Source organism: Romboutsia weinsteinii (genome assembly GCF_002250835.2).
In the GTDB taxonomy this organism is placed as follows: Bacteria; Bacillota; Clostridia; order Peptostreptococcales; family Peptostreptococcaceae; genus Romboutsia_A; species Romboutsia_A weinsteinii.
Map to the genome: position 1 here is coordinate 1 of NZ_NOJY02000016.1, position 20,368 is coordinate 20,368.

Genomic DNA, 20,368 nt, shown 5'->3' on the forward strand with positions numbered 1-20,368 from the left:
CTTATTATCACTAAAATCCCCCCTAATTTATCTATATCATATCAAAAGTATAATTATTTCGCATTATATAACAATTGCAAAATAGTTTCATTAAAGCAAAGGGCAAAGACTTGCACTAAGTTAATTCAACATATCTATTTCTAAATACTATTATCAAGAGTAAATCTAAAATAATATTAGAACAACTTAATCTTAACATATTATATATGTGTAGTGTGTACAAGTTAAAAATCCACTAGATATATAATTATATATTCAATGGATTTTTTAGTTCGTAATATATTAATACTGTTCACTAAACAAAACTCCAATCAGCTCACCTTGGTATTGATGAGATTACAGAAATACAGTTCTATTTGTAAAGCGATGAAATACCAAGTGTTTATATACTTTTGACAGACTTGAAATATAGTCTGCTATTTTTATGTCTTGACGATATGGTATTAATTGCCTATAATGTACTTATACAATAAGTACACTACATAACGAAAGGAGATGCCATGTGGAAATTATAATCAGTAGTAATACAAGTAAGCCAATATACGAACAAATAACATCACAAATGAAAGCTATGATTATGAGTGGAGAGTTAAAAACAGGTGACCCAATCCCTTCTATGCGCTCACTTGCTAAAACAATTCATGTTAGTGTAATAACAGTTCAAAAGGCTTATGAAGACTTAACACGAGATGGTTTTATTGAAACCACCGTTGGAAGAGGAAGCTTTGTAGCTGCTCAGAATAAAGATTTTATACAAGAAGAGCAGCAAAAACAAGTTGAAGAGCATTTAATGATAGCGGCTGATATTGCTCGCACCAACGGTATTAAGTTAGAAAAAATAACAGAACTACTTAAAATATTCTATGAGGAGGATTAATAAATGGATTACGCTTTAAAAGTTGAAAACCTTTGTAAGGTTTATGAAAATACGGATTTCAAATTAGATAATGTGACTTTTAGTATCCCTAAAGGCTCCATTTTGGGCTTTGTGGGAAAAAATGGTGCTGGAAAGAGCAGCACAATCAATGCAATTTTAAATATTATTAAAAAGAATAGTGGAACAGTAAAATTTTTCGGTTACGATATGACTGATGATGCCATTTCTATTAAAGAAGACATTGGTGTTGTATTTGATACCGTTAATTTTAACCAAGATTTAACGGCGAAGAATATAGAAAAGATTTTGTCGGATATCTATACAAATTGGGATAAAGATTTATTTTTTTCTTATCTTGAAAAATTCAAAATTCCGAGTGATAAAAAGATAAAAACATTTTCTCGTGGTATGACTATGAAATTTTCAATCAGTATTGCTCTTTCTCATAAAGCACGTTTTCTAATTTTAGATGAAGCTACAGCAGGTCTTGACCCAGTTGTGAGAGAAGAAATTTTAGATACATTTTTAGATTTTGTAGAAGATGAGAATAACTCTATTTTAATATCATCTCATATATCCAGTGACCTTGAAAAGATTGCTGATTATATTGCGGTTATTGATGATGGTAAAATTATTTTAACAGAAAGTAAAGATGCTTTAATTTATGAGTATGGTATTGCCCGTATGAAACGAAATGATTTTGATAAACTTCAAAAATCTGAATATATTTCTTACAGACAAAGAGGCTTGCAAATTGAAGCTTTAATTTCAGATAAAGTTAGTTTTTCAAAAAAATATCCAAATATTACTATAGATGTAACAAGTATTGATGAAATTTTACCACTTATTACAAAAGGAGAACAAATAAAATGAAGGGTTTAATAAGAAATAATTTTTATTCAGTTGGAAGTGCTTTAAAATGGAATATAGCTTTTTGCATTGTTGTAAATTTTGCAGTCATAATTGGAGCAGAGATAATCACCAATAATGATACTATTTTAACAATATTGATAGTTGGACAAATAATAAATTTTACAGGTTTGGCTGGAACTGCCCTTCAAAAGGATAACACTTCAAACTGGAGTAAATATGAAAGAACTTTACCAGTAAAAATACGTGATATTACAAGGGCAAGATATATTTCTTTCATAATTTTTTCTATTATAGGAGTTTTGTTTACTACACTTACTGTAGTATTATTATCTGTTATTTCAGCTCAACCAATGAATCTTGATAGAGTTGGCTATGGATACAGTTTTGGAATTACATATTCTCTTTTAGTTCCAGCACTTTTATATCCATTAGTATTAAAATTTGGAGCAGATAAAGTAAATACACTCCTACTTACTTCCACGGGAATTATGTTGTTTTTATTTAATGGTGGAAGTGTAATTTTAGCACCATACTTGATTAATCTAAACAATGCAGATATGATTTATAGAATAGGTTGGATTGTTATTAGTGCGATAATGCTTATATCTTCTTATTTTATCTCTCTTTCTATATATAAGCGAAAAGAATTTTAATTTATTATCACATCATCATATCATGATGAAACAAGAAAATTGACTAAAATCTTGATAACAATGTGCCTACCGATGTAACAGTTGATAGGCATATTTTTTATACCTAAAACCGAAAGTAGACAATACATATTAGTTTTTAAGTTGTAATAATTAACTCCACGACAAATTACTATTTATCTATATCATACTAGAATCATCTTTATTTCGGATTAGATAACAATTGTGAAGTAAACAGTTATAATATAATTATATTATAACTGTTTATATATATATATCAGCACCACCATTTAACATTTTTATGGCGTAAGTATGTCTAAAAGAGTGATTTTTAAAGTGATATCTATTTCCAAGTTCATCGGTTATATTATAATCTACTGCAAATAAATTAAGTACACTTCTAATCCATTTTTGACAATATGGCTTATCTTTACGAGAACCTTTATATCTAACAAATATATAATTTTTAGGATTGTTGTCTTCATTGCTATATTGTTTAAAATCATTAATTAAAACTGCTAACATATTAGCTAGTTCATCATCAATAGGTATTCTATGACCTTCTACATAAACTTTTTCTATATCTATCGTTATCCAATATTTATTATTTAATTTAACTAAACAATCATGCGTTAACTCTAAATCATCTGATACTCTAAGTCCTGCTTTAAACATCACATAAACAACTGGAATAACTTCTTTGTGAAATTAATCTATTTTCAAAATAAAAAGGAGTGGAACTTTTTTATAAAAATCCACTCCTTTTTATTTGCATATTAATATCTCTAAAATATCAAATATTGATGTATCACTATACCTCTCTAAGATAATCAATTCCAACGATAATGTCTTTTCTTAACTCTTCTTCATTATTTTCATTAAATTCATATCCATAGCATAATCCTACAACAAAATTACCTTTCTCTGAACTGTAAAATATATACTTTTTATTAACATCAGTATCTTCTTCTTCTTTTACCTTCACTATATCATCAGGAAGAACTTTGTTAACCAATTCTATAGCCTCATCGTATGCAACCCTTGTTGGATTAACTTCTGAAAAATAAGTATACCCCTGTAATATACTTGCATAATTTTTATCTCTTAATGGTTCTGCCACTATAATCTTAGTTATCTGCTCTTCATCTGACCTATCATTATTCTTCTTAATCGTTTCATACTTTAAATCTTTTTTGTTTACCTTCTCATAACGCTCATCAATTATACTATTATCTATATTTGTATAATCAATCTCACCTGTTTCTGTCTTTAAATAAGGTATATCATTTTCTTCACTAACTACTACTTGCTCTGCTTTTTTATTTGCTTCATCAGGCTTATCATTTTTCTTAGAAACATCTTTCTCACATCCAATAGCTAAAAGACTTGCTATTGATACAATCATTAGTATCTTTATTCTTTTTTTCATAATAAACCACCTTTCTTGAAATAGACTATTTAAAATATTAAGCATTAAAGTCCAGCAGGTTTATTTGCTGGACTTTGTGCTAATTTACATTATTCAAAAGCTCTCTCTACTACTCTTTTATAACCTTTAGTATAGATGCTTCTATATCTGATGCATTAGGAGTAGCTATAAAGTATACATAATTTCCAGCTGTTTTTAAAATAGAATTAGAAACACTTTCAATATTGTCTTCCCCACCGTATCCATCAGCAAACATCCTTAAAGAATTTTCCTTATACTCTTCTAAAGCTTTAGTTATAGCTTCTGGGTCTGACGTTTTTACAACGATAACATCTCTTAGCCTAACATTTATCATAGCACCAAGCTTAAAACCTTCTTCTATCTTATCTTTAACAGATTCAAAACCATAAAATTCCTTAGCATCAATATCGTCAATGTTCTCTTCGTCAATAAGTTTTTCTGATAATATAGCCTCTTTTATATCGTTTGTAGATACGTCTTTAACTTTCGAGTCTGAAGAACAACCTACTAACGCAAATGTACAAATTAAAGAACAAATAAGTAATATTTTTTTCATTTAAACACCTCCAATTAAAATATATTTATATTTTACTATATAAATCTAGTAAAATATAAGAAATAATGAAAAATATACAAAAAATTTACAAATCATACAAAATATATACAAAATCTTTAAATAATCAATGACTTTATAAAATAAAATTATATAATTCTTTAAACAAACTACTTAAATAAATCCAACAGTTCATCATCAGTCAATGACTTTAACATTCCACCATCTGATAAATTACCATCTATAATATCGTCTATCAATTCCTTCTTATTATCCTGCATCTTTACAATTTTTTCCTCAATAGTGCCCTTAGCAATTAACTTTATAACCTCAACTACTTCTCTTTGACCATACCTATGTGCCCTATCACTTGCTTGATTCTCTACTGAAGGATTCCACCAGGGGTCAAAGTGAATTACAGTATTTGCAGAAGTTAAATTAAGACCTGTTCCGCCTGCTTTTAGCGAAATTAAAAACACTTTCTTTTCATTACTTTCATTAAATTCATCTACAAGCTTAATTCTATCTATTGCCTTAGTTTGACCATCTAAATAACTAAATTCTATATTATTTTTAGTCAACTTCTTACCTATATTTTGTAGCACTGTTGTAAATTGAGAAAATACTAATATTTTATTGTCTATCTCAACATATTCCTTTATTATCTCTAAACAAGCCTCAGTCTTAGCACTTTTCCCCTTATATCCTTCTATTATTACACTTGGGTCTAAGCACAATTGTCTAAGCTTTGTTAAGTAAGAGAATACTGTTATTTTATTTTTTATATCCTGTTTTTCTTTAAGATTTTTCTTAATATCTTCTACATACACGCTATAGATTTTTCTTTGTTCTTTATTTAAATCTACTAAAAATTGCTTTTCTATCTTATCTGGTAACTCTTTTATAACCTGTCTCTTAGTTCTCCTTAGTATAAACGGTCTTATCATTCTCTTTAAATTTTCTATCTGAGATTTATCTTTTATAAATATTGAGTCAAACTTATTCAAATTATATAAGTATCCAGGCATAACAAAGTCAAATATTGACCATAGCTCTACCAAGTTATTTTCTATTGGTGTACCAGTAAGTGCAAATCTACTTTTTGCTCTTATTGCTTTTACTGCATCAGTACTTACTGTAGTTGGATTTTTGATATTTTGAGCTTCATCTATTATACAGTAGTCAAAGTCTATTTCCTCATACTTTTCTAAGTCATTTCTTAAAGCTCCATAAGTAGTTAGTATTACATCGTAATCATCAATACTAGATATTACTTTTTCTCTTTCTTTTTTAACTGAATGTGCTATACCTATCTTTAAGCTTGGTGCAAATTTATCAAGTTCACTCTTCCAGTTATGAATAAGCGATGTAGGTGTTATAACCAAGCTTTTCTTTCCTTGTTTTGATAATAAAAATCCTATGGTTTGTAGGGTCTTACCAAGACCCATCTCATCAGCTAGTATTCCACCAAATCCACAGTAATCTAGGGTTTCAAACCAATTAAGCCCATCTACTTGATAGTCACGAAGATTAGCATTTAAATCTTTTGGCACTTCACATTTTAAGTTTTTAAGATTATTAAATTTATCTACTACTTCTTTAACATTATCTATTCCATCTATTATAGGAATCTTTTTATCTGTCATCAAATTATTAATAAACAAAGCTTTACTACTATTTATTTTCATATCCTTCATACTACTAGTAAAGCCTAAACTCTCCATTAACTTAAACATCTCTCTAGTTTCTTTATCTTCTAAATTTACAAAGCTTCCATTACCAAGCTTGTAAAATCTTTTGTTAACCTTAAACGCATCTATAATAGATTTGTATTCACTTTCATGAACACCTTCAATTTCAAACTTAAACTCTAGGTAATGATTTACTTCCTCGCCTAAAGAAACTTTAATAGCACTAGAGCTATAAATCTTCTTTTCTTTTAACTTATCAGAGTAATACACCTCGCCTATATTTCTAAGTCTATTGATTTCTTTACCCAAGAAATCATATATTTGATAGCCGTTTCCTCTAAATATATACTTATCCTTATATTTTTCAAAGTAATTAGTATATAATCTATATATTGCTTCTTCTTCTTTTTGAAGATCTCTTATTATAAATTTACCCTCATCTTCACCTTCATATTCAAATTTAACATCACAAGTTATATTTGAGTTTTCTAGATCAAAATAATATTTAACTACTAACTCTTTGGAAATATTTGCTTCTATTTTTTTATCTACTATCACTTCACTTGATATGTTGTTAAGCTTTGGAACCATGTTTGTAAGTACTTCACTTACATCATTTTTGCCAAATCTAATCTCTTTAAATTCATTTAATACTTTGTGTAGCTTATTATAGTAAATTCCACTTTCCTTGCTTAATAAATAAATGTTTCCATCATAAAAAACTATATCTCCACTTTGTGTTATAGGAATAGGAAGTTTGTCATGGCTTTTTAGAATTATTTCTTCATTTCCCATTTCTAAATCTATATTTATAGGAAGTTCTCCCTTTATAATTCTTGGATTATAATAAAGATTTCTATATTTAAATTCAAAATCTCTATATTGTAAAATCTCAATCAAACGCCTTAATGCCGATCCATTTACATTCATGTATCTAAAACTATTTGGAGAAGATATGCTAGAAAGATTCATGCCATACTCCTCTATCATATCTACAAGCTTCTCATCTTCTTCAGAGAAGTAGTTATTTACAGGATTGTATGCAAAATCTATTCCGTATATAAGGTCTTTGCCTTCAAGTCTTGCATATGCAAATTCTCTAAGATTTTTTAATACGTACATCTTATCAATACCTATTTTAAAGTCAGCACTTACAGAATAGTCTCCCACCAATTCTAAGACTACTTCTAAATTAACTTTTTCCTTAGGCTTGCTGTTAAAGTAATTTAAAAAATCCTTGTTTATAAAATCCATATTTCTAGAAAGCTTGTGCTTATCTTTTACAGTATCAGTCTTTTGTTTTAGGTTATTAATAATATCTTTTCTTAATGAGTTCACCACATCAAGTGTTATGGCTGCTATATGCTTACATATTGCCGGCTTATATGAGGTAGTCCTTGATATACAATCTTGGCAATCGCACATAGCTGATACTATGCTTTTTTCATCCAAATCCATAATAATATGGCTATTATATGTACGATTTTGATGCTCTGATTCAACCTGTCCATATATACTTAATAAACTATCTTGCCTTTCATAATTTACATCATCTATATATCCATCTTTATAATAAGTATTTCCTCTGCTTAATCTAAGATTATCTGTATTTTTAATTAGTATGTCGTTAACTGTTTTAAAGTCCATTCGTCTCACCTTTTTCTTTTGTTATAAATTTTATTATATATAAATAAACAAAAAAAGCCATACCTTTCACTAAAAATATCCTTTAGTAAAATCATATAGCTTTGATTCTTCGTCTCCATACATATCTTAATTTGTTGTATTATGTAAAATAACCGCATAATCAATATTTTATCAGAATATTCAATAGAAATATAGTCTTTTTTAAAAAATGTTTTCCTATTATAATATATATAAGAAAATAATAGAAAGAAAGAGGACTTTACCATGAAAAAAATGATTATGTTAGCAACAATTTTATTTAGTGGATTATTATTAGCAGCAAAATTTATTACTAATCTTAGAGAGTCTAAATCAGGTTTAAAGTACTAAAATAAATTCAAGTCTAATTATTTAATTTTCTATCTAATAAAAGATCCAGTCGAGAATTCCGACTGGATCTTATTAATTATACTAAGTTTTATACTTTTATTATTTATTCATTAAAACTTCTATTTCTTCTCTCTGCGGCATAGATGGTGCAGTTCCAATCTTGGTTACTGATAGTGCAGCTAGTGCATTTCCAAATCTACATGCTTCAAATATATCTTTTCCTTCAGATAATGCTGTTACAAATCCCCCATTAAAGGCGTCTCCTGCTCCTGTAGTATCTATCGCATCTACTTTATAAGACTCAATAAATTTATCTTCCTTACCACTCTTAACATAAACACCTTGTTTACCTAAAGTTATAACAACATCTTTTATTCCTTTGTCTTGAAGTTTAGTAGCTGCAATCTTTGCATCTTCAACAGTTACTACTTCACATCCTGTAAGTATTGATGCCTCTACTTCATTTGGAGTTATTATATCTACTAATCTTAGTGTGTCCTCACTTATTTCCTGTACTGGGGCCGGATTTAATATTACTAAAGAATTATTTTCATGAGCTAATTTAATAGTAGATTCTATTGCATCTCTATTTATTTCTAACTGAGTAAGTAATATATCACTATTTACTATAGCTTCTTTGCATAATTCTAAGTTTTCCTTAGTTATGTTATCACATGCACCAGAAGTAACAACTATTTCATTTTGAGAAGTTGTATCATCAACCATTATTAATGCAGTTCCAGTTTCTAAAGCATCATCTTTAAATATATACTTTGTATCTAAACCTTCACTTTTGAATGTATTAAGTGCCATTTCACCAAATTCATCGCTTCCTACTTTTGATATAAAAGTAACATCACAATTTGCTCTTTTAGCTGCTATTGCTTGGTTAGAACCTTTTCCTCCTGGTCCCATTTTAAAACTTAACCCTTTTACTGTTTCTCCTGGATTTGGTAAATGTGGTGTTCTCGCCATTAAATCAACTATAAAACTTCCTACTACAGTAACTTTCTTTTTCATTTTATTGCTCTCCTAATTTATAATATATATTTTAACTTAATAATCTAATCTTCCATACTTAACTTAATATAATCTAATAAAGTACCTTTCTCTATATGTTTGTCCATTTCTTCTCTATCTCTTGGGTCAAATGTTATCCAAAGCACTACTTTTCCACTAGCATCACATCCAGCTACAGCTTCTCCATCCTCACTGTCTTCACAACATCTATATGCAGTTGGTAGTATTTTCTTAATTTCATATATCACTTTGTTTACATAGTAATCCTGCTTTTCACCTTTTAAGAAGTAAATCATCTAATATCCTCCTAAAATCTTTATTAATTATGATATCATAGATTCATAAAAATACCAATATATCCTAATTAATACGAAATAATATAAAATTTTACCCAAAAGATATAATTATTCTGAAAATAAAATACAGGATAATCTTACTTTATTTACAAATAATAAAATTATGTTTTGCATTTTTAAATAAACTGATATTTATGTTTTGCCATATATTGTATAATAAATATATTAAATGTTAAACTTTTAGGAGATGATAAAATGAAAAAATCTATTTATTATAATGGAACCATCGTAACTGTAAATGATAAAAATCCTACAGTTGAAGCAGTTTTAGTAGAAAATGGAAATATATTAAAAGTAGGATCTAAAGAAGAAATACTGTCTCTTGAGGATCAAGATACTAGATTAGTAGATTTACAAGGAAAAACAATGTTACCAGGATTTATTGACCCACATGGTCATATAGTTGCTGTGTCTCAAACTTTAATGGTAGTAAACTTAAGTGAAGCTAATTCTAAAGAGGAATTTTTACAAATACTAAAAAAATCATTAGCAGAAAATCCACCTAAAGAAGGTGAATGGTTAATCGGGTTTGGTTATGATAATACCAAATTTAAAAACCAAGAGCATCCAACTAAGTTTGATTTAGATACTGTATCAAAAGATATACCTATATATGTAAGTCATGCTTCTGGACACTTAGCAGTGGCAAACTCAATAGCACTAGAAAAGTTAGGTTACATAGGTGAAAGCTATGAAGTACCAGAAGGTGGAGTTGTAAGAACTGTAGAAGGTTCAAAAGAACCAAATGGTGTTCTAGAAGAAAATGCTTGCTTAGACCCAGATAAGAAAAAACTTATACCTGGCCCTTCAGTAGAAACACTTATGAATTCAATAAAAAAAGCTCAAGAAATATATGCTTCCCTAGGTATTACAACAGCTCAAGATGCAAGTGTTGATGAAGGTATGAATCAATTACTACAGGGTGCAGCTCAATGCGGATCTTTAATAATAGATATTGTTGGTTTTGCAATACAGCATACAACTATGAAGTTATTAAAAAATGAAGGTACTCCAACTAGAAAATATCATAACCACTACAAATTATTGGGTGGTAAAACATGGTTAGATGGATCACCTCAAGGTAAGACTGCTTGGTTAACTAAACCTTATTATGAAGTTCCACAAGGACATTCTGCTGATTACTGTGGATATAAAACACAAGAAGATTCTGTAGTAACTGACTACTTTAAGACTTTAGTAGAAAACAATATACAAGTAAATGTTCATTGTAATGGTGATGCATCAGCTGACCAATTTATAAGATGTTATAGAAAAGCTTTAGAATTAACAGGAAATAAAACTGATTTAAGACCAGTAATGGTACATGCTCAAACAGTAAGAGAAGATCAATTAGATGAAATGAAAGACCTAGGTATTATACCAACATTCTTCTTAGACCATATTTGGTATTGGGGAGATTATCATTATGAATCAGTACTTGGACCAGATAGAGCTAATAGAATAAGTCCTGCCGCATCTGCATTAAAAAGAGGAATAAACTTTACAATACATCAGGATCCTCCAGTAAAAATGCCAAACCAAATACTAGCTATACACAATGCTGTTAACAGACAGACTCAAAGTGGTAGAGTATTAGGTGAAGATCAAAGAATACCAATAATAGAAGCTATAAAAGCTGTTACTATAAATGGAGCTTACCAATGCTTTGAAGAAAATACAAAGGGAACTATAGAAGAAGGTAAAGTAGCTGACTTTGTAATACTAGATAAGAATCCTCTTGAAGTTGAAAAATCAGAAATTAAAAATATAAAAGTTTTAGAAACTATAAAAGAAGATAATACAGTATTTAAAGCTTAGATAATATATAAAGAGCCGTATCTATTTATTTATGATACGGCTCTTTATATATTAATACGTAATATCAGTCTATAATACTTCGTTTATATAATCTTTAATTTTTATTATCTCTTCTTCATTTCTTGCATAAAGAGTCCACTGACCAATCTTAAGAGATCTTAAAAGATTTGCCTTTTCTAAAATTGATAGATGCTCTGAAATTGTTGACTGAGAATTTCCTGATTTTTTCTGTATGTACCCTACACACACATAGTGTTTTGAATCTTCATCATTATTATGAGGTTGCCAGCCAAACTCTTCAAAATTTAATTTAGGGTCTTTTAACCATAATAAAATATTAAATCTTGTTTTATTTGATAGTGCTTTTATTATCTTTATACAATCCATGATTATCCACTCTTTCTTCCTTTATTAATACTTACTATTGTTATATATAATATAGATTCTGTCAATAATACAGTAGTATTTAAAATGTTTGAGAAAATTATTTTATAAATTTTATTAGACATTATTTGTCTTGTATGATATTATAACTTTATTAATCGGTAAATACCGATATATATTTTAGTATTCACTACTATATTTTACAAAAGGAGAATTAAATATGAATACAAATGAAGTAATGGAAGTTTTAAATTTCAGACATGCATGTAAAGAATTTGATGCAACTAAAAAAATAGATGATAAAGAGTTAAACGTAGTTTTAGAAGGTGGAAGACTTGCAGCAAGTTCTATGGGTATAGAGCCTTGGAAATTTATAGTTGTAGAAAACCATGATTTAAAAGAAGAACTAAGTAGAGTTTGTTTTGGAGGAACTAAGCAAATATCTACGTGTAGTCACTTTGTTATCTACTTAAGCAGAACTCCAAAAGAAATAAAATCTGATTCAGCTTATATAGATTATATATTAAAGGATGTTAAGAAACTTCCTGAAGAAGTTTCATCTATGATGAAAGGATTTATGAAGAGCTTTGAGGGAACGGTACTTAAAGATGATAAAGATATGCAAAGCTATGCCAATGAGCAAAATTATATAGCACTATCTAGTATGATGTTAAGTGCTGCTATGCTTAATATAGATTCTTGCGTAATAGGTGGTATGGATAAAGAGGCTCTTACAAAAATACTTGTAGACAGAGGCTTATTAGATACAGATAAATTCCAAGTAACTGTAACTTGCGCATTTGGATATAGAAAAAATGAAGCAAGCCCTAAGTTAAGACAACCAATGGATGAGGTTGTAACTTGGGTTAAGTAATATAGATTTTATTTAACAAAAAAGAGAGTAATAATGTTTAATATTATTACTCTTTTAATTTACAATCCAACTTTTGCCTTATTTTACCTTTAAAATATCCTTTAATCTTTGTATATACTCCTTGTTTATCAATTCCCATACTTGTAAGTTACATATACTTTCTTTCCATATTAACTATTCTTCTTATTTGATTTGCACTAAGATTGTATTGCCTTCCAAGCTGACTAGCATTTGCCCCATTAAATTTGCTTATGATCTCTTGATTTCTTGATGCTTTAAAAAGTTTTTTATAGGTAGGTATGTATAGGTTATCTCCTCCATGTAGCTTTACTATCTCAATAAACTTGTCTTCTCCAACAACGTCAATTATACTATGCAAATTTTCTGGTATATCTTCAATATTAATTCTCATACTACCCCTCCCCCTTCTTACTTATAATTTTACAACAATAATATATTTCTTGTACCCTAATAACCAAATTATTTTCATATAAAGTGGCAACATTTTTTATAATAAATGTTTTAGACACATGTTTTAACTACATGCACACTATACCATCTAATATATAATTATCAAATGAAATTTACTTAATAAAATCTTATTAAGCTTACAATCATATTTTATTTGATAATAAATTTATAGGAGGTAATATATATGGCTGTTGTTGTACTAAGAGAACCATCGACTCTAAAAATTAGATTTAATCATGGAGCTGATACTCATGGAAAGGCAATAATTAAAACTAGAAGTTATGCTAATGTAAAGCCTATAGCTTCAAATGATGCAATCTATGCTGTAGCTACTGCAATATCTTCACTTCAGGAACATGACATGTACGAGGTGTCCAAAGTAGACAATACTACTTTAGCAGAATAATATTTTAAATTAATTAAAAATAGGGGGAATTAAATTATGAATGTTGCTTTAAAACTTGTTATGACTTTTAAAACTACTGCTGGAAATAAAGTTTCATTGACTGTTGCTGATCCTAGAAGTGATGTTAGTGAACAAGATATAAAAGATGCTATGGAGGTTATTGTAAATAATAATATCTTTGCTCCAAATGGTTCTGAATTGGTTGAGGCTCTAGAGGCTAAAGTTGTTAAGACTGACACTACTGATTATGATTTAGTAGTATAGGAGTGATTTTATGGATAATATGCAGACTTTGATAGCTAATGTTGGCTTTCCAATTGCTATATCAATGTATTTGTTGATTAGGATTGAAGGTAAGCTTGCTAACCTCACATCTAGCATAGATAATCTCTCTGCTAATATTTCTTATTCTAAAAAATAATCATTTAAAAAGCCTTTATTTACCCCCTTAGTTTAGTAAGGGGGTATTTTATTATCCTTAACTAATAAAATTATGTGACCATTTTGTGACCTAATTCATATTATCTTCACATGTCTTTTTAGTTGTTTATAGGGAAATACTGTCGTACATTGTAACATAGTAAAGTTAATCACATATATTATAATTAGGAGGTGATACTTAATGTCTAATAATTGTAATAATTGCTCCAATAATAAGTGTAATTGCAATTGTGGAAACCAAAATTGCAATGACTTTGTGTGCTATACAGATAGAGCGCTTACAAGAGCATTAAATTGTATATGCGAGACATTAAGAGAAGTTACAGCGCTAGCACCTAGCTATGCAACTTTTTGGCAAACAGATTTTGTTACAGTTGACCTAGAGTCAGATTTTCCTTTTAATTTTACAGGTCCAACTACACCAGATATAACTCTTTCAAGCCCGACTACTGTATTGGTTCAAAAAGCTGGAGTATATCATATAAACTTCAGAGTTGCAGTAAGTGTTTCTAGAAATGACAATCCTAATGATTTTGTTGACCAACGTGTAAGTCTATATGTAAATGATGTTCAAGAACCTAACACTCAAGCAAGCTTTGGTTTCTTCTCCCCTGATATCATAAGCTGTGTTGCTCTAGCTGGTGATGCTATAATTTATATTCCAGCTAATGCTACTTTAAAATTAAAAAATGACGGTGAGTTTAGCGGAAGTAGCTCTATAACTACTTGTGATAATGGTGTAAATGCAGTTACTTTTAATATTATAAAAATAGGATAAAATAAAAATAGGCTACAAATAGTATTGTAAAAACTATTTATAGCCTGTTCTATTATTACTTAATGTTATCTTCACGTATATAGATACTATTTAAAATACATCTTTCACTAGTATCTCAAGTTCATTATCAACAATCTTAAACATACTCCTCTTACCATCTCTAAAGTTTACTTCAACTAAATGATAAGAAACTTTATCTTTGTTTGCAGTAATACCAAGAAACAATCCTATAACACCAACTAAAGAACAACCTACTATAATTCTTATTAAAATATCAAATATATTGAGCTAGACTAATAATTACAATAATTTAAGGTTCTGTTTTTACTATGAAAATTTTCTATTTAGTAGTATATTAAGATATATTAGTATAAGAGTTTATCTTTAGGAGGAAATATGAATAAAAAAATATTAAAACAAATAGCAGATGGATTAAATAAATTAAATTGTACTTGGGCAATAGGTGGCTCTGTACTCTTAAATCATTATAATTTGGTAAAAAAACCTAATGATATAGATATTTTAATAGATCCTAATGATACATCTAAAATAAAAGATTTTATGGATAGTATAGGTACTCCTGTTGAATTACCATCTAAGGAACCTTTTAGAACTAAGGAGTTTTTCGGTTATATAGTTGATGATACAATGATTGAGTTTATGGGTGACTTTAAAATAGATATAGGTGATAATAATATTTATAGGTTTGTTTTGGATAAAGATGCTATTGTAAATAAGATGTTTGTAGATAATACAACAGTATATCTAACCTCTTTAGAGGATTGGATAGTGGCTTATAAAGTTATGAATGACCCAAAGAAAAGAGTAGTATTATTAAAAGAGTATTTTGTGAAAGAAGGCATAAAGCACAAGCATTTATTAGAAAGAAATTTACTGCAAGACTTACCTAAAGATGTAAAAGAGCTTATAATAGATTTATTAAATTAATAATAAATACTACATATGAGATTACACTTTGTATAGAAAAATACCAACAAATTTATTTGTTGGTATTTTTATTGTTATTGTTTAATTATATTTAAAGTCTAGCCTACAGATTCTCCAGAAACCTCTTCTTGCTTACCATTATCTATTATTTCTATTTTAGAAAAATCTATATTATCATCACTTTCTGCATTTATAGATAATTCTTCATCTGTAAAGTTGTCAAATACCTTAAATTCATAAAGTACATCAGAGGTAAACTTTCCCTTAGTATCATCAGATATTTTAACTATACGTTCTAACATATTATTCTTAGTGTTTACACAAACCTTATACCCATGCTTAGTGCTATAAATAAAATAATCCCCTTGTTTTTCTTTAGTTTCAAATACCTCTTTCTCAGTATCAAGTCCAACTACATTTTCAAGATAATCTTCTATATATGAGTGACCAATAAGCTTCTTATTCTCTTCTATAAGATTATCGGCAAGTACTTCCGTACTGCCTTCATACTCATTAGTTTCTTCATTTAGGTAAATCATTGTACTTTCTCCAGTAGGTATGTTAAATTCTGATCTATTTTTTAGCCTACCACTTATATTGTATTCATTTATTAAAGATCTACCAGTATTGGTATCGTTGTACTCTTCCTTCCAATCTCCTTGTGCTCCTACTACTTTATAATATTCATACCCCTTATTTGCTTGTAAAATATTTTCTATAGCTTCTTCAATCTCTTGTTTATTCTTCTCTGGAGTAGATTCAACAACTTCTACTGATTCTCCATCCCCTAGGGCATGTCCATCTAGAATTTCCTCTATAGTTATCTCTGTACTGCTACCATAAACTTTTTCAGTGTTTGCCTCATTTTTACTGCTACAACCAGAAAGCATCAATGCTAATATTGTTGTAACACAAGCAACTATCATTCTTTTTTTCATATTTTTCTCCCTCAAAGTATTTTGTATAATTACAAATTAATCACTCATAAATTATATATTCTTTTACATATTTTTACAATTGTTCTTTTCTCTAAAATGTATATTTGTTCGCTACTTTTTAATTATTTTTTGCATACTTTAACTTTTATTAATACAATAAATATTGATAGTATATAATAAATTAACATGTTTATTGTTTCTAATTAAGAATCATTCGGGGGGATTTTATGAAAGAATTAAATCAAGATATTATAAAATGCGAGCTAGAATACACAAAATGCTTTTCAGAATCTGAAGATAATAAAGATATAATTAGGTTTCGGGATAATCAGCTAAAAGATATGTATTATCACAATTTTACTTTTATAGGAAAAGAAATGGCAGAATCTAAACTTATAAGCACAATAGATAATGAAATTTCATATAGTATACTTGAAGTTAGGGACTATTGTAACATACTATTAAACTCATCTATTGACCCTTCTATACTTTCAAAGTTTGATAATAAGCCAGACATATCAATAAATGGGTTTTATTCTTTTGATATTGAGAATTTTTCTGTTTTAAAATCTTTATCTAATTGTGATATCAGAAAAGTTGTTAATCAAGAAATGGTAGATGATATTTTATATTCTGATTTGCAACATGATGAGTTTACCATTGGAAAAGATTTTTGTACTAGAAGAGCTTATAGACGTGGAAAAGTATATACTTCTAATACAGGTGTTAATGCTTATGTATGCTATGAAGGTCCAGATGTAATTGGCAATTGCGATTTGTTTATATATGATGGTGTTGCTAAAATAGAAGATTTCTCTGTCATACCAAAATACCAAAGGAAGGGTTATGGAACAAGTATTTTAAAGTATTTGATTGACATTGCTCTTAATGAGAATTGCCACACTGTATATCTAGTTACCGATGAAGATGATACTCCAAAAGAAATGTATAAAAAACTTGGATTCAATAAGGTTGGAGAAAGAACAGATTTGATGTTTAGACTATAGCCCTAAACTATAATAAGCCCTGTATAGTAAGAGTTTTCGGATTTACTATACAGGGCCTTAAGTAGCATTTTGGTATCTATGTAGGAAAATTATATATATTTACTATATCTCCTATTTTCTATATTCAAGCAATTTATTATATACAAGTTTAGTATCATTACTTTCTTTTTCATTATAAATAATTATTTCATCCTCTAACTCAATTTTTATAGATGGATTACTGTTATTATATATATAAACTCTAGCATCTTGATTTTCTCCATCAATCTCGGCTAATCCTCTGGAGTAAACATTTGTCCAAGTCCCAGTTTTTCCTCTTCTTATGTTAACATCCTCTAAAAGTTCAATATTTTTTATATCTTCTTTATTAAAGGTTCTAGTTTTAATTCTAACTTTATTGTCCTCCATAGTCAGTTTATGACCACTATAATCAACATTATTTATGAGGATTGATGGTAAAAATACTATAGCAAAAAAGAAAATGTAAACTATTATCTTATATTTTTTTGTCGATGATTTATCTTTCATAAATGTCTCCCCCCATTACTTTGCTTCTATTCTTGCTGTCTTATTTAGTTGTACTACAATCCTAATTATAAAGAAGATAACGATACATCCACCTATCCATGAATACATACTTTCACTAATTTTTATTATATTTAAGAAGCAATATATCATAGTATTTAATATTGATAAACTTCCCATCATCACAAGATTATTTCCAGCTATTTTACTCGCCTTTGCTCTGTCATGCTTTTTTTCATTAAACAAGGTTATAAAGTCAGCCCCATAGCCACTTTTTAAAACCATACCCATTAGAATAAATATTGTATTTACTAAAATTCCAATGATTAATACTGCAATATTTTCTCCGTTCATACTAATAATCCCCCTGTAATATCTATTTCAACTTAGATTCTTATTTATATAATATATAACTAAATTTTCTTTAAATACTATCTTTTAGTTCAGTATATATATCCTTTAGTCAAATTACAATAAATTTTCACAAAGTATAGTAAATAGTACATAAGTTGACACTCTCCCCATAGATAAATCTAGGGGATTCTTGGTGGCTAACTCACTTATTTATACCTAAACAGTACAACAGAGGTGGTTACAAAGCCAAGCTACATGGGCGGTGTCTTCGCCACTACTACCTTAAACGGTAGATACTTTTGAGCCACGTGTGGGCGAATTACTTTATATTTATTGGTTGCTTATGGTTTATTCTAAAGTCTACCAAACCATATTTATGTTTTTTATTCAGAATATTCCATGCTCCAACTATATCTCTATGAGTTTCATAACCACAAGTACAACTATATGTTCTACCTGATGGCTTGTGTTTTTTAGAACACTTTGGGCAAGTTTGAGAAGTGTAGTTTTCTTTGACTAACTTAACTTCAATACCTTGCTCTTTTGCTTTGTATTTTATATAGTCTTTAATACGACTATACTCCATTTGAGATATTTTCTGTCTATTAACTCTATTTAATCTTTTCTTTTTCTTAGTATTTTTCTCAATCCCTTTTATATCTCCAAGAATTATTTCACATACTTTCTGCTCTACACAAAAATCTATAAACTTTCTAGTTGTTTGATGATATAAATTTATTAATTGATTATTTGTTTTAGTTCTTATTTTATTCTTTAATCTCCATAACTTCTTTGATTGTCTACTACCTTTTTTACATCTACTTAGTCTTTTAGATATATAAGAATACATCTTATTTCTAAATTGTTTAATACTCCTACCTTCTCTATTAGATATGATAAGTCCATTACCTTCATTAGTTATACTAGCAATTGAATGTATTTCACCCATATCTACACCTACGGTATTAGTACCTTTCGGTGTTGGATTAACTATTCCATCATCAAAACTATAATATAAATAATAACCGTTTCTCCAAACTATTTCGGCAGTTTTTATATTATCAATTGCAAAATCTAATTCCAAATATCTACCTTTAGACATAGATATTTTTAGGTTCCCCATTGCATTAGTGTTTATAGCACTATTTTTAAATGGAATTATATAAAACTTCTTCTCTTTATACGGATACTTAGCCTTTGTATTACCCTTTTTTCTAAGTTCTGCAATAGTTTTTCTATTTGCGCTAAACTTATCACTTATGGCTTGTATAGTAGCACTATGAAGGTTATATCTACCTTTGATTAACTTTTGTATATCATAGTTACTTATCCATTGTTTATTCTCAAAGTAGTATTCTTTAGATATTCTAACAACTTCATTCCAACAGTTAGCACATTCCATCTGCTTTTCTCTTACTAGTTCAAATTGAGATTGAGTTAGCTTTAGTTTTACTCTATGCGTCTTAATCATTTCTTTTTTGTCCTTACTTGTTGATTTTCAATATATTGTTTTACAACTTCAAGACTTACAGAACCAACCGTTCCACAGAAATAACTATTAGTCCACATTGATGGCATTGTACTTTTTAAATGTGGGAAATTCTCTCTTAATACTTTAGAACTAAATCCTTTTAATCCTTTTACTACTTTATGAATACCAAATTGAGGGTCACAAGATATTAATAAATGAACGTGGTCGATATCTGTTTCCATTTCAATTATTTCTGCTCCAAGTTCTTCGGCTTTGTATGGTAGAATGTTTTTTAACATTTTCTCTACATCACCAACTAAAACTTGTTTTCTATACTTTGGACACCAAATTATATGATATTTACAATCGTATACTATATTTCCGTTAGATTTCAGCATATTAACTAACACCTCCTGTATTTTATAATTTATCATAGGTTATGTTAGTTTACAATAGCTGATTTAACT

The 20,368-nt window shown here is 28.5% G+C and carries 25 protein-coding genes; 11 read left to right on the forward strand and 14 right to left on the reverse strand.

All coding sequences use genetic code 11. The annotated features are described in order from the left end of the window. Positions 1-502: 502 nt before the first annotated feature. The 3 genes from CHL78_RS10550 to CHL78_RS10560 are packed head-to-tail and all read left to right on the forward strand — an operon-like array spanning position 503 to position 2,403. Positions 503-877, forward strand: a complete 375-nt coding sequence (locus tag CHL78_RS10550) for a GntR family transcriptional regulator (protein WP_094369153.1) — start codon at positions 503-505, stop codon at positions 875-877. A 3-nt stretch (positions 878-880) separates the two neighbouring features. Next, positions 881-1,750, forward strand: coding sequence for an ABC transporter ATP-binding protein (locus CHL78_RS10555; protein WP_094369154.1), 870 nt, complete (start codon positions 881-883; stop codon positions 1,748-1,750). Continuing rightward, a complete protein-coding gene (locus CHL78_RS10560; RefSeq protein WP_094369155.1) occupies positions 1,747-2,403 on the forward strand; it encodes an ABC-2 transporter permease in 657 nt (218 codons plus the stop codon). Before CHL78_RS10555 ends, CHL78_RS10560 begins: the two co-directional genes overlap by 4 nt. Before the next feature lie 261 nt (positions 2,404-2,664). Here CHL78_RS10560 and CHL78_RS10565 read toward each other — a convergent pair whose 3' ends face one another. From CHL78_RS10565 to CHL78_RS10590, 6 genes are all read right to left on the reverse strand, one after another. Then, on the reverse strand, positions 2,665-3,075 hold the full coding sequence (locus CHL78_RS10565) for a tyrosine-type recombinase/integrase (RefSeq protein ID WP_094369156.1): 411 nt from the start codon (positions 3,073-3,075) through the stop codon (positions 2,665-2,667). 136 nt (positions 3,076-3,211) lie between these two features. Next, the gene (locus CHL78_RS10570; protein WP_094369157.1) at positions 3,212-3,829 is read right to left on the reverse strand and encodes a hypothetical protein; all 618 of its coding nucleotides are present in this window, start codon (positions 3,827-3,829) and stop codon (positions 3,212-3,214) included. A gap of 109 nt (positions 3,830-3,938) precedes the next feature. Further along, positions 3,939-4,406: a DUF4358 domain-containing protein gene (locus CHL78_RS10575; RefSeq protein ID WP_094369158.1), complete on the reverse strand. Its 468-nt coding sequence runs from the start codon at positions 4,404-4,406 to the stop codon at positions 3,939-3,941. 167 nt (positions 4,407-4,573) lie between these two features. Further along, entirely contained in the window at positions 4,574-7,741 is a 3,168-nt protein-coding gene (locus CHL78_RS10580; protein WP_094369159.1) for a DEAD/DEAH box helicase, read from the reverse strand. Between the two features lie 468 nt (positions 7,742-8,209). Further along, positions 8,210-9,130, reverse strand: a complete 921-nt coding sequence (gene rbsK / locus CHL78_RS10585) for a ribokinase (RefSeq protein ID WP_094369160.1) — start codon at positions 9,128-9,130, stop codon at positions 8,210-8,212. A gap of 44 nt (positions 9,131-9,174) precedes the next feature. Further along, positions 9,175-9,426, reverse strand: a complete 252-nt coding sequence (locus CHL78_RS10590) for a hypothetical protein (protein ID WP_094369161.1) — start codon at positions 9,424-9,426, stop codon at positions 9,175-9,177. A gap of 255 nt (positions 9,427-9,681) precedes the next feature. Here CHL78_RS10590 and CHL78_RS10595 point away from each other — a divergent pair, with 255 nt between their 5' ends. Next, a complete protein-coding gene (locus CHL78_RS10595; RefSeq protein WP_116041470.1) occupies positions 9,682-11,304 on the forward strand; it encodes an amidohydrolase in 1,623 nt (540 codons plus the stop codon). Positions 11,305-11,373: 69 nt separating this feature from the next. Here CHL78_RS10595 and CHL78_RS10600 read toward each other — a convergent pair whose 3' ends face one another. Beyond that, positions 11,374-11,691 (reverse strand): ArsR/SmtB family transcription factor, encoded by a 318-nt coding sequence (locus tag CHL78_RS10600; RefSeq protein ID WP_094367380.1) that lies wholly within the window; start codon positions 11,689-11,691, stop codon positions 11,374-11,376. A 217-nt stretch (positions 11,692-11,908) separates the two neighbouring features. On the opposite strand from CHL78_RS10600, the gene CHL78_RS10605 reads away from it, so the two are divergent. Further along, positions 11,909-12,562, forward strand: a complete 654-nt coding sequence (locus CHL78_RS10605) for an NAD(P)H-dependent oxidoreductase (RefSeq protein ID WP_094367381.1) — start codon at positions 11,909-11,911, stop codon at positions 12,560-12,562. Positions 12,563-12,710: 148 nt separating this feature from the next. On the opposite strand, the gene CHL78_RS10610 is transcribed toward CHL78_RS10605, so the two are convergent. Then, a complete protein-coding gene (locus CHL78_RS10610) occupies positions 12,711-12,974 on the reverse strand; it encodes a Mor transcription activator family protein (protein ID WP_094367382.1) in 264 nt (87 codons plus the stop codon). A 243-nt stretch (positions 12,975-13,217) separates the two neighbouring features. Between CHL78_RS10610 and CHL78_RS10615 the strand changes: the two genes are divergently transcribed. From CHL78_RS10615 to CHL78_RS10630, 4 genes are all read left to right on the forward strand, one after another. Further along, a complete protein-coding gene (locus CHL78_RS10615) occupies positions 13,218-13,439 on the forward strand; it encodes a DUF1659 domain-containing protein (RefSeq protein ID WP_094367383.1) in 222 nt (73 codons plus the stop codon). 36 nt (positions 13,440-13,475) lie between these two features. After that, positions 13,476-13,703 (forward strand): DUF2922 domain-containing protein, encoded by a 228-nt coding sequence (locus tag CHL78_RS10620; RefSeq protein ID WP_094367384.1) that lies wholly within the window; start codon positions 13,476-13,478, stop codon positions 13,701-13,703. A 10-nt stretch (positions 13,704-13,713) separates the two neighbouring features. After that, complete coding sequence (locus CHL78_RS10625; RefSeq protein WP_094367385.1) at positions 13,714-13,860, forward strand: YvrJ family protein; 147 nt, start codon at positions 13,714-13,716, stop codon at positions 13,858-13,860. Positions 13,861-14,061: 201 nt separating this feature from the next. Then, positions 14,062-14,658 carry a hypothetical protein gene (locus CHL78_RS10630; RefSeq protein WP_094367386.1) on the forward strand — a complete coding sequence of 199 codons (597 nt, stop codon included), beginning with the start codon at positions 14,062-14,064 and terminating at the stop codon, positions 14,656-14,658. Between the two features lie 90 nt (positions 14,659-14,748). On the opposite strand, the gene CHL78_RS21335 is transcribed toward CHL78_RS10630, so the two are convergent. Continuing rightward, positions 14,749-14,883, reverse strand: coding sequence for a hypothetical protein (locus CHL78_RS21335; RefSeq protein ID WP_274541851.1), 135 nt, complete (start codon positions 14,881-14,883; stop codon positions 14,749-14,751). Positions 14,884-15,054: 171 nt separating this feature from the next. Between CHL78_RS21335 and CHL78_RS10635 the strand changes: the two genes are divergently transcribed. After that, on the forward strand, positions 15,055-15,606 hold the full coding sequence (locus CHL78_RS10635) for a nucleotidyltransferase domain-containing protein (protein ID WP_094367387.1): 552 nt from the start codon (positions 15,055-15,057) through the stop codon (positions 15,604-15,606). Between the two features lie 98 nt (positions 15,607-15,704). Here CHL78_RS10635 and CHL78_RS10640 read toward each other — a convergent pair whose 3' ends face one another. Then, positions 15,705-16,544, reverse strand: coding sequence for a hypothetical protein (locus CHL78_RS10640; RefSeq protein WP_094367388.1), 840 nt, complete (start codon positions 16,542-16,544; stop codon positions 15,705-15,707). Positions 16,545-16,771: 227 nt separating this feature from the next. Between CHL78_RS10640 and CHL78_RS10645 the strand changes: the two genes are divergently transcribed. After that, positions 16,772-17,551 (forward strand): GNAT family N-acetyltransferase, encoded by a 780-nt coding sequence (locus CHL78_RS10645; protein ID WP_094367389.1) that lies wholly within the window; start codon positions 16,772-16,774, stop codon positions 17,549-17,551. Positions 17,552-17,662: 111 nt separating this feature from the next. Here the strand turns inward: CHL78_RS10645 and CHL78_RS10650 are convergent, their stop codons facing one another. From CHL78_RS10650 to tnpA, 4 genes are all read right to left on the reverse strand, one after another. Next, positions 17,663-18,079 (reverse strand): hypothetical protein, encoded by a 417-nt coding sequence (locus tag CHL78_RS10650; protein WP_094367390.1) that lies wholly within the window; start codon positions 18,077-18,079, stop codon positions 17,663-17,665. Positions 18,080-18,094: 15 nt separating this feature from the next. Next, positions 18,095-18,430, reverse strand: coding sequence for a DUF3784 domain-containing protein (locus tag CHL78_RS10655; RefSeq protein ID WP_094367391.1), 336 nt, complete (start codon positions 18,428-18,430; stop codon positions 18,095-18,097). A 319-nt stretch (positions 18,431-18,749) separates the two neighbouring features. Further along, entirely contained in the window at positions 18,750-19,901 is a 1,152-nt protein-coding gene (locus CHL78_RS10660; protein WP_094367392.1) for an RNA-guided endonuclease InsQ/TnpB family protein, read from the reverse strand. Continuing rightward, complete coding sequence (gene tnpA, locus CHL78_RS10665; RefSeq protein ID WP_094367393.1) at positions 19,898-20,299, reverse strand: IS200/IS605 family transposase; 402 nt, start codon at positions 20,297-20,299, stop codon at positions 19,898-19,900. Before tnpA ends, CHL78_RS10660 begins: the two co-directional genes overlap by 4 nt. Positions 20,300-20,368 lie beyond the last annotated feature (69 nt).

What these genes read in the sequence shown, in the direction of transcription:
- CHL78_RS10555 (WP_094369154.1), top strand. Translation starts at nt 881, where the DNA reads ATGGATTACGCTTTAAAAGTTGAAAACCTTTGTAAGGTTTATGAAAAT.
- CHL78_RS10560 (WP_094369155.1), top strand. Translation starts at nt 1,747, where the DNA reads ATGAAGGGTTTAATAAGAAATAATTTTTATTCAGTTGGAAGTGCTTTA.
- CHL78_RS10565 (WP_094369156.1), bottom strand. Translation starts at nt 3,075, where the DNA reads ATGTTTAAAGCAGGACTTAGAGTATCAGATGATTTAGAGTTAACGCAT.
- CHL78_RS10570 (WP_094369157.1), bottom strand. Translation starts at nt 3,829, where the DNA reads ATGAAAAAAAGAATAAAGATACTAATGATTGTATCAATAGCAAGTCTT.
- CHL78_RS10575 (WP_094369158.1), bottom strand. Translation starts at nt 4,406, where the DNA reads ATGAAAAAAATATTACTTATTTGTTCTTTAATTTGTACATTTGCGTTA.
- CHL78_RS10580 (WP_094369159.1), bottom strand. Translation starts at nt 7,741, where the DNA reads ATGGACTTTAAAACAGTTAACGACATACTAATTAAAAATACAGATAAT.
- rbsK (WP_094369160.1), bottom strand. Translation starts at nt 9,130, where the DNA reads ATGAAAAAGAAAGTTACTGTAGTAGGAAGTTTTATAGTTGATTTAATG.
- CHL78_RS10590 (WP_094369161.1), bottom strand. Translation starts at nt 9,426, where the DNA reads ATGATTTACTTCTTAAAAGGTGAAAAGCAGGATTACTATGTAAACAAA.
- CHL78_RS10595 (WP_116041470.1), top strand. Translation starts at nt 9,682, where the DNA reads ATGAAAAAATCTATTTATTATAATGGAACCATCGTAACTGTAAATGAT.
- CHL78_RS10600 (WP_094367380.1), bottom strand. Translation starts at nt 11,691, where the DNA reads ATGGATTGTATAAAGATAATAAAAGCACTATCAAATAAAACAAGATTT.
- CHL78_RS10605 (WP_094367381.1), top strand. Translation starts at nt 11,909, where the DNA reads ATGAATACAAATGAAGTAATGGAAGTTTTAAATTTCAGACATGCATGT.
- CHL78_RS10610 (WP_094367382.1), bottom strand. Translation starts at nt 12,974, where the DNA reads ATGAGAATTAATATTGAAGATATACCAGAAAATTTGCATAGTATAATT.
- CHL78_RS10615 (WP_094367383.1), top strand. Translation starts at nt 13,218, where the DNA reads ATGGCTGTTGTTGTACTAAGAGAACCATCGACTCTAAAAATTAGATTT.
- CHL78_RS10620 (WP_094367384.1), top strand. Translation starts at nt 13,476, where the DNA reads ATGAATGTTGCTTTAAAACTTGTTATGACTTTTAAAACTACTGCTGGA.
- CHL78_RS10625 (WP_094367385.1), top strand. Translation starts at nt 13,714, where the DNA reads ATGGATAATATGCAGACTTTGATAGCTAATGTTGGCTTTCCAATTGCT.
- CHL78_RS10630 (WP_094367386.1), top strand. Translation starts at nt 14,062, where the DNA reads ATGTCTAATAATTGTAATAATTGCTCCAATAATAAGTGTAATTGCAAT.
- CHL78_RS10635 (WP_094367387.1), top strand. Translation starts at nt 15,055, where the DNA reads ATGAATAAAAAAATATTAAAACAAATAGCAGATGGATTAAATAAATTA.
- CHL78_RS10640 (WP_094367388.1), bottom strand. Translation starts at nt 16,544, where the DNA reads ATGAAAAAAAGAATGATAGTTGCTTGTGTTACAACAATATTAGCATTG.
- CHL78_RS10645 (WP_094367389.1), top strand. Translation starts at nt 16,772, where the DNA reads ATGAAAGAATTAAATCAAGATATTATAAAATGCGAGCTAGAATACACA.
- CHL78_RS10650 (WP_094367390.1), bottom strand. Translation starts at nt 18,079, where the DNA reads ATGAAAGATAAATCATCGACAAAAAAATATAAGATAATAGTTTACATT.
- CHL78_RS10655 (WP_094367391.1), bottom strand. Translation starts at nt 18,430, where the DNA reads ATGAACGGAGAAAATATTGCAGTATTAATCATTGGAATTTTAGTAAAT.
- CHL78_RS10660 (WP_094367392.1), bottom strand. Translation starts at nt 19,901, where the DNA reads ATGATTAAGACGCATAGAGTAAAACTAAAGCTAACTCAATCTCAATTT.
- tnpA (WP_094367393.1), bottom strand. Translation starts at nt 20,299, where the DNA reads ATGCTGAAATCTAACGGAAATATAGTATACGATTGTAAATATCATATA.